This window comes from Streptomyces sp. NPDC001020 (assembly GCF_053599115.1).
This window is the reverse complement of sequence record NZ_JBSFLQ010000004.1, coordinates 125596-138582: the sequence shown is the minus strand read 5'-3', so window position 1 is coordinate 138582 and position 12987 is coordinate 125596. Positions and strand designations below refer to the sequence as shown.

Genomic DNA, 12987 nt, shown 5'->3' with positions numbered 1-12987 from the left:
CCCTCGGTGCCGTGGAGGTGTTCCGGGCTCCGCCGATCGGCGACGGTCGGCCCAGCGTCATCGATCACCGCATCGAGGGCGTGTGCCTGAGAGTCTCGCCGGCCGTTGAGGAGTGGGGGTGGCTCGCGCCCGCCGACATCGGGGGATCGCCGGTACTCATCGAGCTGGAGGTCGACGACCCCGACGCCGTGGGCGCACGCATGTCCGCCAACGGAGCCGAGGTCGTCGTGCCGATCGAGAACCGTCCCTACGGCAAGCGCTCGGGCCGTGTCCGTGACCCGTTCGGCCACCTGTGGATCCTCACCGGCGAGTTCAACTGAGCAACGTCGGTCGGCTCACGTGGCTGGGTCGGTCGGCGGCCACGGGTGCAACCGGTAACCGAAGCCCTTCTGACGCGCTCATGAGGGAAGGTGTGCTCAACGACTGGGGCGCGGTCTGCCTCACCACCGCCGTCGGGGCCGACGCAGGCACCGCCGCCGCAGGCTTCGCTGCCGAACCGACCCCACGGCAGGCGATCACCTGCTATCGAGCACATACCCGACCGGCACAATCAACGTTCGCCGTTCGCGGGGTTCTGAACGATCCGGAGCTGTGCGGGAGGCAGCGGAAGGCGCACTCTTTCGGTTGATCGGACGAATTCTGCGAAATATTCGTTGCTCGGATGTGGCCACGCGTCCGATCGGCGTACCGGTGGCCGGTGGAGTTAGGCAGCCGAGGGAAGAGCGCCTCCCGCGTCCGCGCCATAGCGCTCAGGACGTGTCGAAGAATGTAGCGTGCTGCCCGGCCCCGACTGGGGACCCTGTCGTGAGGAGCCGGGAATGCTCAAGGGTTTCAAGAACTTCTTGATGCGCGGCGATGTTGTCGTCGTAGCTGTAGGCCTTATTGTCGCGTTGGCTTTCAGCACCTTGATCAAGACGTTCACCGATTCTGTGATCAATCCCATCATTGCTCGTGCCCAGGGGAGCAAGTCAGTCGGATTGGGGTGGCAGCTCGGTCAATCGGGCAACAAGGCCACGTACCTTGATATTGGCTCTTTCATTTCGGCAGTCATCTACTTCATCATCTTCATGGCCGTCGTCTACTTCCTCATCGTCGTACCGTACAAGCATTATTCGGCGCGGCGCGGCGTGTTGGCTTTCGAAGAGCCGGGGCCTGTCAAGACGTGCCCGGCCTGCCTGTCCGAGGACCTGCCGGGCGCTGCTGCCAAATGTCGGTACTGCGGCACGGAGCAGCCGCCTACGACCGGAACGCCACGACGCTGATCGAACGGAAAGGCCCTCCAAGGCAGGGCGTGCCCGTACAGCCTGTCTCGGAGGGGATGCGGGCTGCGGGTCTGCACGGATCAGCAGCGCTGGCGTGGTGACCACGCCCAACGGCCCTGCCCGGGTGGGGGACTGGCGTTCTCGCAACCGCCGCGCTTCCGAGCAGGGCCACCGTGATGATCAAGGGCCGCCGGAGCGGGCCCCACGTGAACAAGTCTCCAGGTGTGTGAGCACGCTCGATCGAGCGGTACGGACCACGAGCTTTCTCAGGCCCGGGAAGGCGGGCGGATCAGCGTAGTCCGGCGAAGAGGTCGTTCTCGGGCACGGCCGCGCCGGTGGTGTCCTGGACGCGTACGAAGGTCTCGACGCCCATCAACTCGGTGAACCTTTTCTGGCCCATCTTGAGGAAGAAGATGTTCTCGCCCTGGCTGGCGTGCGCGGCCAGCGCGTCGAACTTCTGACCGCCGAACGCGGCGGTGTCCACCCAGGTGGTGATCTCCTCGTCGGGGAGTCCGATCTCGGCCATCGCGGCGGCCTCGGCGGGATCCGGCTCCTGCCAGTCCGCACCGAATTCGCGCATGACCTCCCCGAACCGCTGCATCATCGAGCGGGGCGCCGTCGTCCAGTACACCTTCGGTGTCGACGCGGTCATCGCAAGCGCTGCCATCGTGATGCGGTTCGCCTGGATGTGGTCGGGGTGGCCGTAAAAGCCGTTCTCGTCGTAGGTGACGACCACGTCGGGCTGGTGTCGGCGCATGAGTTCCGCGAGTCGGGCAGCGCCCTCCTCCACGGGTGTCTGCCAGAAGGATCCGGGGGCGTCGTTGGTCGGCCAGCCCATCATCCCGGAGTCGGCGTAGCCCAGCATCTCCAGATGACTGACTTTCAGGACGTCGCAGCTTGCCTCGAGTTCTTGACGCCGCATCAAGGCGACGGCTGCCGGATCGTGCCTGGGATCACCCGGCTTGACACCCCCCGGACCATCACCACAACTGCCGTCGGTACACGTCACAAGGACCGTGCGGATGCCCTCCGCCGCGTACCGGGCGAGGACACCTCCCGTTCCAGTAGCCTCATCGTCGGGATGGGCGTGCACCGCCATGAGCGTCAAGGGCCAGTCATTCATGAAACAGTCCTCCTCTGCGAAAAGCCTCGGTCCGAGTCCGCAGCAGGCGTATGAGCGGTCGCCCCAATTTCGGGGTGACCAGGCGTACCGCGGACCCGGGGGCCTCGGATCGCGTCGGGGCGGACGATCATCTGGTCTCTCTGTTCCCCGCCCGCGCGGCGCCGGCCACTCGGCCACGCCAAGCTCCCGCTCCTACGTAAACGCGTCCCCCTCACCTCCACCTGTCCGTCGGCACCGCCAGTCCCTGCTGGACAAGCCCGGTGATTCATGAGCACGAGCATAGAGTGAGTTCCTCGACGAGTGGCGGGGCAGTGGAGATCACCGTTCCCGGATCGCTTCGGGACAGTCGCTGCAAAGGTTGCGACCACAGCATCCCGCTGGAGGCCACCGCCCTGCTGGTCGGCCGCAGCAGTCATCAGATGACCACAGAACCACTCGAAGAATCACGAACCGCCCCCTCAGGGCAGGATGTGCACCGCACCTTAATTCGGGGGCGGTCCACTCGCCGATGAGGCACACTCAGGCGGCCGATGAGTTCTGGTGTGCCCGCCGGTCTGTATCGGTGCGACAACCGACCATCCAGTCCGGCGACCCTCGGCTACGGGGCGACTGCGACCAGGAACCCCAGTGAGGTGCTGCCATGTCAGCTGCGATACCAGAACGACCGACCACCGCGGAGGCGAGCGACGGCACACCTATTGTGGTGCGGCTGCTGGTGCTGGCCACGTTCGTGGTGATCCTCAACGAAACCATCATGATCAACGCGATCCCGCGGCTGATGGATTCGTTGCACATCACCGAGCAGTCGGCGCAGTGGGTGTCCACCGCGTTCATGCTCACCATGGCCGCGGTGATTCCGGTCACCGGATGGTTCCTGCAGCGGGTCACTACCCGGCGGGCGTACGCGCTCGCGATGGGCACCTTCCTCGTGGGTACCGTCGTGTCGGCCGTCGCCCCGGCCTTCGCGGTGCTCCTGGCGGGCCGTGTCGTGCAGGCCACCGGCACGGCCGTGATGATGCCGCTGTTGATGACCACGTTGATGACCGTGGTGCCTGCGCAGAACCGCGGCAAGGTGATGGGCAACGTCACCCTGGCGATGTCGGTGGCGCCCGCGCTCGGGCCCGCCGTGTCCGGGGTCATCCTGCAGGCCGGCTCCTGGCGGCTGCTGTTCGCGGTCGTGCTGCCGATCGCGGCAGGGGTGACCCTGTTCGGGCTGCGCAAGCTGGAGAACATCGGTGAGCAGCAGGCCAGTTCCATCGACTGGTTCAGCGTCTGCATCGCCGCGCTCGGTTTCGGCGGCCTGGTGTACGGCCTGAGCCTGGTCGGCGACAGCGACCGCAGGACACTCGGCATCGGCTTCGCCGCCGCCGGTATCGCGGCCATCGCGGTCTTCGCGCTCCGCCAGTTCCGGCTGCAGCGCGGCGGTACGCCGCTGATGGACCTGCGCACCCTCCGGTACGGCACCTTCACCCTGTCCCTGGCCCTGATGGCCATCGGCTTCATGACGATGCTCGGCTCGATGATGCTGCTGCCGCTGTATCTGCAGAACGTGCGCGGACTCAGCCCGCTCCAGACCGGTCTGCTGGTCATGCCGGGTGGTCTGGCCATGGGCCTGCTGGGACCGACCGTCGGAAAGGCATCCGACCGGTTCGGCAGCCGGACGCTGGTGCTGCCCGGCTCGATCGGCATCGCGCTCGCCCTCGCCGGGTACACGCAGATCGCGATGACGACGCCGTACTGGCAGATCCTGGGTCTGCACGTGCTGATGATGGTGAGCCTGGCGGCGACGTTCACCCCGATCTTCGCCCTCGGCATGGGCGTGCTGCCCCCGCACCTGTACTCCCACGGCAGCTCGATTCTGGGAACGCTGCAGCAGGTCGCCGCGGCGTTCGGCACCGCGCTGATGGTGACCGTGATGTCGTCGCGCACCACCAGCCAGATCGCCGATGGTGTCGCCGCCGTGCCCGCCCAGGTGAGCGGTATGAAACTGGGCTTCGGCGTCGCGGCAGCCCTCGCCGTGGTGACGATCGCCATCGCGGTGAAACTGCCGCAGCGGGTCGCGGGCACCGACACCCCCGCCGATGCCCCCGCCGACGCCGACGCGGGCCCGCCTGCGGACGGGAATCCCGACCTCGGAGAGCGAGGCACCGTCAAGGCGGAGAGGTCCTGACCCGCCCCCTCCAACTGTGCACCGATCGCGCTGCCGCCCGGCGACAACGTCCGGGCGGGAGCGCGGTCGTGTTCAGCGCCGACTCATGCACACGCCTGTCTTTCGCGCAACATATCGGGATTGATCTCCTTGATGGCACTTGTTTAATCTGGAAGTTCATCTTCCCTGTGTATTCGACGGAGGCGCCGACTGGCGTGCTGATCTGGTGCTTCCGCGAGGCCGGGGCTTACCGGATGGGCAAAAGTAGTGCGCATGGGCGTACCGTGCTAAAATTCCAGTAGTTGCAGTTGTGGTTCCCGAAACTTCAAGTGCCTCGGCGACCATATGTCGTCGGGCATTTTTGTATCTCCGGTGCTCATCCGGACGGGGTTCATCGTGGCAACGCAGGGGTTCACACGGTGTGAGCCCGCGGGCACTGCCCCAAGGGGATATGACATGGCTACTGGCACCGTCAAGTGGTTCAACGCGGAAAAGGGCTTCGGTTTCATCGAGCAGGACGGCGGCGGCCCGGACGTCTTCGCCCACTACTCGAACATCGCCACCCAGGGTTACCGTGAGCTCCAGGAAGGCCAGAGGGTGAACTTCGACATCACGCAAGGCCAGAAGGGTCCGCAAGCAGAGAACATCACTCCCGCCTGACGTCGAAGCGCATGAGATAGCTGGGGCCCCGTCTTACGGTGGGGTCCCAGCTCATTGTTTTTTGAATTCCGATGGAATTCTTTTGGTCTCACATTCGGCTCGTTCTTGCAATTCATCCGACTCATTCCTGTCGGGGATTCCTCGATGCGCGCCCTGTCGAGGAAGGTTCTCCATGAGTCGTTCAGCTCGCACGTATGATCGTCCCCACCCGCAGGATCAGGGGCGCCCCGGCGTCAGTCCGGACGATGCGGGGCGCCGTCCCTCCGCACCACAGGGGGAGTTTGCGCTGCCGGACACCGTCACCCCGGCCTTGCCCGCGGCCGCGACCTTCGGTGAACTGGACATGCCAGTCGAGCTGCTGGAGATGCTCACCAGTCTCGGCCTGAACGAACCGTTCCCGATCCAGGCTGCCACGTTGCCGAACTCCCTTGCTGGGCGCGACGTCCTGGGCCGCGGGCGCACCGGATCGGGCAAGACGCTCGCCTTCGGCCTGGCGCTCCTGGTGCGCACGAGCGGGCAGCGTGCCGAGGCGCGGAAGCCACTGGCCCTGATCCTCGTCCCCACGCGCGAGCTGGCCCAGCAGGTCACCGATGTGCTCACCCCCTACGCCCGGTTGCTGAAGCTGCGGCTGGCCACTGTGGTCGGCGGCATGTCGATCGGCAGGCAGGTCGGCGCGCTGCGTGACGGGGTCGAGGTGGTCGTCGCGACTCCTGGCCGCCTGGCGGATCTCATCGAGCGCAAGGACTGTCGCCTGGACCGGGTGAACATCACCGTCCTGGACGAGGCCGACCAGATGGCGGACATGGGTTTCATGCCGCAGGTCATCGAACTGCTGGACCAGGTACGTCCGGACGGCCAGCGCATGCTGTTCTCGGCCACGCTGGACCGCAACATCGATCTTCTCGTCCGTCGTTACCTCCAAGACCCGGTCGTCCATTCGGTCGACCCGGCGGCGGGCGCGGTCACCACGATGGAGCATCACGTGCTGCAGGTGCACGGCGCCGACAAGTACGCCACCGCCACCGAAATCGCTGCCCGCGACGGGCGGGTGATCATGTTTCTGGACACCAAGCACGCCGTCGACCGGTTCACCAAGCACTTGCTGAGCAGCGGCGTAAAGGCCGCGGCGCTGCACGGCGGCAAGTCGCAGCCCCAGCGCACCCGCACCCTTGCGCAGTTCAAGGCCGGCGACATCACGGTGCTGGTGGCCACCAATGTCGCCGCTCGGGGCATTCACGTCGACGACCTCGATCTCGTCGTCAACGTCGACCCGCCGGGCGACCACAAGGACTACCTGCACCGTGGTGGTCGAACTGCCCGCGCAGGCGAGTCCGGCAGTGTCGTCACGCTGGTCCTGCCCGGTCAGCGCCGGGACATGGCCCGCCTCATGTCCGACGCAGGTATCAGGCCGCAGATCACGCAGGTCCGCTCCGGCGAGGCCGAGCTGAGCCGCATCACCGGTGCCCAGGCTCCCTCCGGTGTCCCCGTCGGCGGCAGCGGGCCGGTCGAGGAGCGCCCGAAGCGCGGCGGTGAGCCTTTCCGTGGTCTCGGTACCCGACCGGGGCGGGCCGGCGGCCGTGGCGAGTCTCGCCGGTCTGCTGAGGCCCGCCAGATTGCCGAGGCCCGCAAGGCCGCCCGGGTCCGTCGTGGCGCATAGGCCGGCAATGCTGCTCTCGTACGCTGTGCACATGGCATGACGCCATACTCCGCGAGGCCGCGGCCCGCGGTGACTGGTTCTGCGCCCACCGGCTCGCCGGAGCCGCCGTGGCCGACGGTGGCTCCGGCGAGCAGCCTTGCCGGTGCCTTGCTCTCCTCAGCCTCACGTACTGCGTGACGCCCGCACCCGGTCCGCGAGCAGTGCGGCTAGTCCCAGGGCCATGGCGCAGCTACCGCTCACCGCGGGCAGGGCCGGGGCGCGGGTCGAGAGCAGTGCCGCTGCTGACGCGCACAGCCAACCTGACGCCGCGCCCACACCGAACACGGAGAGTTGATCGAACCAGGTCGGTTTGCGGGCCCCGCCGTCCGCGCGGCGCCAGCGCAGCAACTGCACAGGCAGCGAGAGAGCCAGGACGGAAAGCCAGGCGATCACAGGCGCGTGCAGAGTACCTGGCAGCGGCAGCCGGTAGGAAAGGGCTTGAATGGCGGCAAGTGCCATGAGCAGGGAGCCAAGCACCGCTCCCTGGACGATGGTCGTACGCTGCTGGCGAAGGTGCATGCGCTGCTGCACTATGACTGCCGCGGTGCGGGAGATCTCGTCCGCTTCCTGCTTGACCGATTCCCCATGGTCGATGTCGTCGTCGAGGAGGGCGAGGAGGCCGTGGCCCAACTCCTGGTCGGGGCCGATGCCGTTGCCAGGATCGGGTGGTAGGAGCCCGGTCATCGTGTCGAGTGTGATCCGTACCGAGTGGCGCATGTCGCGGAGATCCCGCAGAGACTGGTTGAGCCCCTGGTCGCCGACATACAGGGCGGCGATGGCCGCCTCGGCTGCGAGTAGACCGTCCGCTCCCGAGCCGCCGGCGAGTGCTTCGCCGCACAGCTCCGCCAATCGCTGGGAGGCAGCGGAGAGGCGCAGGCACATGGCACGGAAACTCTGTTGGTGTGCGCGGTGCACCGAAGCCTGACGGCGTAGGCGTGCTGCACCCTCCAGATAACGGGTGAACGGGGCTGGGGCCCCGGTACGGTGAACGTGCCAGGTCCAGGCGTCGAAGGCGTCTTCCCGTGTGGAGGGCCCGACCGTGACTGCCTCCCACACGAATGGCGCCCACCCGGCAGGGCCGGAGTACAGGATCCGGTAGCCGTCGGAGGTGCGTCGCCATGTTCCGTCCAGCGGTGCCGTCGGCGACGGCACCGAGGCGAGGAGTCGGCTCATATCGTCGGCGCCTTGCTCGGCACGTCGACCGCTGAGTGCTCGGTAAACGTAGACAGTCCCCAGGACGGTCCGGTGGGGGAGGGGCGTTACCGCAGCTTCCCAACGGGAGCGCAGATCGCGCCAGGAGACGTTGCGGGCAGGGAACAGAACCACGGTGACGCCGATGACGTCATTGCGTAGGTAGGCGAAAGCCTGCGCAGGACGCTGCCCCGTGCGCTCGCAGGCCGCGAGCAGCTGGCACCCGGGGGCAGTGCCGGACCGCACGAGCGGTGCCAGGGCGGGCAGTTCGGCGGAGCCGTAGTGGGGGATCGGGTCACGCATGCCGAGCCGGTCGCGCAGCCGTGACCACATCTGCCGTACGGATTCGACGCCGTTCTCTTCGTCCTCGGCAGCACTTGCCAGGTGGGCGAAGGTATGGACAATCAGGGCGTGGCCCTCGAAGCGGCTACGTCGCATCGTCATTGGAGGCACCGGCTGAACGGGCTGCACCGGCTGAACCGGTGGAGTTCGCACGGTCGTTTGAGCGCGCTGAGTCAGAGGTACCGGCATTCCCCGCCCCGGCTAGGCGGATCCGGTTGACCAGCCGGTCGAGCCGGTCCGCCAGCGGAGGAGGAGGCGGCGTCCGGTCGTCCGGCCCGCCGAGCATCCGCATCCTGTCGCCCGCGAGGGAGTCCTCCAGCGTGTGCAGGGCGAGCCGGAGGCAGTCCGAATCCCCATCGTCCACAGCGCGCTCCAGGTCCGCGAGCGTCAACTCCAGCCGAGCCCAGACCGCGGGTTCCGCGAGGGCCGTCTCGGAGACCGCACCGAGCAGGAATCGTGCTTCCTCCAGAGCGTCCGGCCAGTCGCTCACGCGGGTCCTCCTTCAAGAGCCAGAACCGTGAACTGCGTGTAATCATAAGGGAGTTGGTTCAGGTCGTGTGCACTTGAGTACCGGTGACAGGGGCTGTTCATGGCACATCCGCAGCGCCGTCGGATGACAGCACAGCAGATGCTCGAGGAAGCTCTGACGAGTTTCCAGAGATGGGAGAGGCTGCGCGACCCTCACGCTCTGCGTATGTCCTGTCGGCTGTGGTCCACCCTGGTCGAGGCGCTTCCGCCCGACTCCCCCTATCGGCCGAGCTGCCTCACCGAGCTGGGCCGGTCGCTGCGTGGCTGGTTCCAACTCACCGGAGACCGCTCCGCGCTCGACCAGGCCGTCGACGTGAGCGCGACCGCCGTGAAGGAAGGCGAGGAGCTCGGTGACGAGTTCCTGGACGAACTGCTGTCCAATCTCGCGCTGGCCCACTCGGAACGCTTCCGGACGAGCCAACGGCTGCCCGACCTGGAAGCGGCTATTGCCGCGGGGCGGCGCAGCGTTGCCGCCACCCGCGATGGCCACGAACGCCGTCCCTTCCGCCGTGACAACCTCTCCCAGATGCTCGTGCAGAGGTACGAGTGGACCGGGAAGCCCGCGCATCGCGCGGAAGCCCTCGAGGCCACGCGCGACGCGGTGGCGGACACGCCCCCCGGTCACCCGAGCGCCGCCATCACTCGCTTCCACCTCGCCGAACTCCTGCGGGAGACGCATCGAGAGACGCGTGTCTCCACCGTTCTCGATGAGTCGATCGACATGGCCCGCAGCGCGGTCGCGTTGTCTCGACCGAGCGATCCGTTGCGTGCTGTGGCCTGGGGAGGGCTGACCAAGGGGTTGTTCCACAGGGTTCTGGTGGCGGAGCAGGAAGGCACCGAGGTAAGTGCCGATGTCGGGGACCTGATCGAGGCGGCGCGGCACGCGATCGATGAGGGCGACCCGAACGATCCGGATCACGCCAGCCATCTCCTCTGCCTTGCGGGGGGACTGCGTCGACGCGGTGAACTGGTGGATGACCAGGCTGACCTCGGCCAGGCGATCGACCTCTACCAGAGCTTCCTCGCGGAGCATCCCGAGCACGATCAGTATCGTTCCGCGCACGTGGACCTGGCGTTGTGCCTCATGTTTCGCCATCACCTGACGAACGACGCCCGCGACCTACGTGCCGCCGTGGACCTCATGCGTCGCGTGGCCCGCAGCTCGCCGGACTCCTCCGCGTTCCTTTCCAGGGTGCTGCTCATCCAGGGGATAGCCCTCTACACGGTCTACGACGAACACACCGCAGAAGCGAGAGACCTCGACGAGGCGGCCGAGGCCGTGCGACGAGGCATCTCCCTCTCGTCCAAGGGCAGCGACGAGATCGCCCTCCTGCGGTCGACCCTCAGCGAGATCCTGCGCTGCCGCTTCGAGGACTGCGGTGATACCTCAGACCTGGAGGCCGCGGCGGATGCGGCTCTGCGTGCAGAGCGAGACACGCCCGCGGGCGCGCCGCACCGTCCGGTGATCCTCAACGCCGCCTCCGGCGTATTGCGGATCCGTGCCCAACACACGGGTATACGAGCCTACTTCACGGCCGCTGTCGACTTCGCACGCGAGAGCGTAGCGGGCGCCCGGCAGGGCCGGCCTGACAAGGCTGTCGCGCTGAACGCCCTGGGCAGCGCCCTCCAGGCGCGCTATGAGCACGGCGGTGCGCTCGACGATCTGCACGCAGCCATCGACGCCAAACGCGCAGCGACGCAGACATCCGGACTCTCCGCTGCCCAACGGGCGATGTGCCTCAGCGGACTCGGCAACTCGCTGTTGACCCGCTTCCACCACACCGGGGATGCGGCGGACCTGACAGCTGCCATCGACGTCTGCGCGGAAGCCGTGGGGACCGTGCAGGCCGACCACCCGCGCCAGGATCGGTACCTCGCAAACCTGAGCCTTGCCCTGGCTACCTCCTACGGTCGTCATGAGAGGCGCGGTGATCTCGACAGGGCAGTCATGACGGCACGCCTTGCGGTCGAAGCGACGCCGCGAGGATCACACCGGCGACCGATGAACCTCTGCAATCTGGCGATCGTCACTCTGGACCGCTTCTCGGAATCGAAAGACCTCGACGATCTCGAGGCGGCGATCACGGCCATCCGCGAGGCCATCGACGCTGCCTCCCACGACCACCCGGACCAGGCGAAGTTCCTGTCCAACCTCAACGGGATGCTGCATCGGCGCTACCAACTCCTGGGCCAGGAGGGCGATCTCGGCGAGGCCGTCCGGGTAGGCCGTCTGGCCGTCGCACGGTGCCCCGTCGATCACGAGAGCCGTGGCGGATGTCTGGTGCTTCTGGGAGATGCTCTCCAAGACGCGGGGCACGTTACCGAGGCGATCGACGCCTTCCGAGAAGCCGCCCGGCTCCCCACAGGTCGGCTGAGCGTCCGCCTCCAAGCGGCCGGAAACTGGGGCGCGACGGCCGCCGAGGACGGCCGGTGGGAGGAAGCCCAGCGGGGCTACGAGTACGCAATCGAACTGCTGCCCCAGGCGGCCTGGCACGGCCTGGAACGTGACGACCGCGAGCACTTCCTGGCCATGGTCAACGGTCTGGCATCGGATGCCGCGGCCGTCGCCGTCGAGCGTGAGGACCTCGCACGCGCCGTGGAACTCCTGGAGCAGGGACGCGGTGTTCTCCTGGCACAGGCCTTCGACGCTCGTACGGACCTGGACGAACTTCGGGCTCTGGACGGTGACCTGGCACGAGCGATGGACGATGTTCGGCGCCGACTCGACAGAGCCGGCGCCACCGGAGCCGATCGCGAGGTGCGTGACGTCTCGGCACGCCGAACGGCACTGGAGTCCCAGCGCCGCCGGGAAGCGGCAGCCGAATGGGACCACCTCCTGGAGCGAGCCAGAGCCCTGGTGCCGGGCTTCCTTCGTCCGCGCCCGTTCGACCGTCTCCGCGAAGCTGCGCGCAACGGTCCGGTCGTCATCGTCAACATCGCCCGTTACCGCTGCGACGCCCTGGTGGTGACCGCTGATACGCGCGAGTCCCCTCTGCTCGTCCGGCTGGAGCGGATCTCCCGCCGTGTGGTCAACGCCCGGGCGAGTGAGCTGATCACCACCGTCCGGGGCGGCGAGGCCACCGCTCCACAGGAGCGGAACAACACCCTCCGGTCCATTCTTGCCTGGCTCTGGAATGACATCGCGGACCCAGTCCTGACCAAGCTCGCTTGGCCCGCCAAGCCGGCGGAAGGCCAGGAACCGCGCCTTTGGTGGTGCCCCACCGGCGCGCTGGCCCTGCTCCCGCTGCACGCGGCGGGCGTCTACCCTGCCCCCGACAACCGGCGCCCAGGCGAGGACGTACCACGCCCGACGCCGAGCACCAACCTGCTCGACCGCGCCGTCTGCTCGTACGCGCCCACGCTTCGTGCCCTCCTGGAAGCCATCAGCCGCCCAACCTCCGGCAAGACCGCGCTGCTGGGCATCGCCGTACCCAACGCTCCAGGAATGTCGGAGCTGGCCCACGCGACAGCGGAGATCGGCGCCCTGCGTGAAGAGTTTCCCGCGATGACAGCCGTCGTGGGTCCCCGGGCGAACCGTGACACCGTCCTGGAACTGTTGCAGTCCCACTCCTGGCTGCACTTCGCCGGCCATGGAGCGCAGTACTCGCCCGGCGGTGCCGCACTGCACTGCACGGACGACATGATCAACCTGCGTGATCTGACCGCACTCCGGCTGACCGCGGCGGAACTCGCCTTCCTCTCCGCCTGCGAAACAGCCAGTGGCGTCGCCCGCCTGGCAGATGAGTTCGCCCACCTGGCCGGTGGGCTCCACATCGCAGGCTTCAGGCATGTGATCGCGACACAGTGGTCCATCAGCGATCTACGGGCACCCCAGGTCGCCAGGGACTTCTATCGGGCACTCCAGGCAGCCCCGCAGACAGCCGACGAAACGCTCCAGGCCGCCTCCGCCCTGCGCAAGGCGGTCCGTAGACTCCGAAGCGCTCGCCCTGATGCTCCCGCTCTGTGGGCGTCATACCTCCACACCGGTCCCTGACCATGTGGAAGCAGCGATCGGGGGGAGAGGGCGGCCCACGCG

The 12987-nt window shown here is 67.5% G+C and carries 9 protein-coding genes; 6 read left to right on the top strand and 3 right to left on the bottom strand.

Annotated features, from left to right (window positions below; translation table 11 throughout):
* Nucleotides 1-11 precede the first annotated feature (11 nt).
* The gene (locus tag ACWDEX_RS04945) at nt 12-320 is read left to right on the top strand and encodes a VOC family protein (protein ID WP_450461780.1); all 309 of its coding nucleotides are present in this window, start codon (nt 12-14) and stop codon (nt 318-320) included.
* Between the two features lie 498 nt (nt 321-818).
* Nucleotides 819-1262: a large conductance mechanosensitive channel protein MscL gene (locus tag ACWDEX_RS04940; RefSeq protein WP_450461779.1), complete on the top strand. Its 444-nt coding sequence runs from the start codon at nt 819-821 to the stop codon at nt 1260-1262.
* A gap of 289 nt (nt 1263-1551) precedes the next feature.
* Here ACWDEX_RS04940 and ACWDEX_RS04935 read toward each other — a convergent pair whose 3' ends face one another.
* Nucleotides 1552-2385: a PIG-L family deacetylase gene (locus ACWDEX_RS04935; RefSeq protein ID WP_450461778.1), complete on the bottom strand. Its 834-nt coding sequence runs from the start codon at nt 2383-2385 to the stop codon at nt 1552-1554.
* A 640-nt stretch (nt 2386-3025) separates the two neighbouring features.
* On the opposite strand from ACWDEX_RS04935, the gene ACWDEX_RS04930 reads away from it, so the two are divergent.
* From ACWDEX_RS04930 to ACWDEX_RS04920, 3 genes are all read left to right on the top strand, one after another.
* On the top strand, nt 3026-4555 hold the full coding sequence (locus tag ACWDEX_RS04930; RefSeq protein ID WP_450461777.1) for an MDR family MFS transporter: 1530 nt from the start codon (nt 3026-3028) through the stop codon (nt 4553-4555).
* Nucleotides 4556-4990: 435 nt separating this feature from the next.
* The gene (locus tag ACWDEX_RS04925) at nt 4991-5194 is read left to right on the top strand and encodes a cold-shock protein (RefSeq protein ID WP_376408233.1); all 204 of its coding nucleotides are present in this window, start codon (nt 4991-4993) and stop codon (nt 5192-5194) included.
* A 172-nt stretch (nt 5195-5366) separates the two neighbouring features.
* Nucleotides 5367-6851, top strand: coding sequence for a DEAD/DEAH box helicase (locus ACWDEX_RS04920; protein ID WP_450461776.1), 1485 nt, complete (start codon nt 5367-5369; stop codon nt 6849-6851).
* 162 nt (nt 6852-7013) lie between these two features.
* On the opposite strand, the gene ACWDEX_RS04915 is transcribed toward ACWDEX_RS04920, so the two are convergent.
* Entirely contained in the window at nt 7014-8525 is a 1512-nt protein-coding gene (locus tag ACWDEX_RS04915) for a CATRA conflict system CASPASE/TPR repeat-associated protein (RefSeq protein ID WP_450461775.1), read from the bottom strand.
* A complete protein-coding gene (locus ACWDEX_RS04910) occupies nt 8509-8913 on the bottom strand; it encodes a CATRA system-associated protein (RefSeq protein WP_450461774.1) in 405 nt (134 codons plus the stop codon). The genes ACWDEX_RS04915 and ACWDEX_RS04910 overlap by 17 nt, the downstream gene beginning before the upstream one ends.
* Nucleotides 8914-9117: 204 nt before the next feature.
* Between ACWDEX_RS04910 and ACWDEX_RS04905 the strand changes: the two genes are divergently transcribed.
* The gene (locus tag ACWDEX_RS04905; RefSeq protein ID WP_450461773.1) at nt 9118-12945 is read left to right on the top strand and encodes a CHAT domain-containing protein; all 3828 of its coding nucleotides are present in this window, start codon (nt 9118-9120) and stop codon (nt 12943-12945) included.
* Nucleotides 12946-12987: the final 42 nt, after the last annotated feature.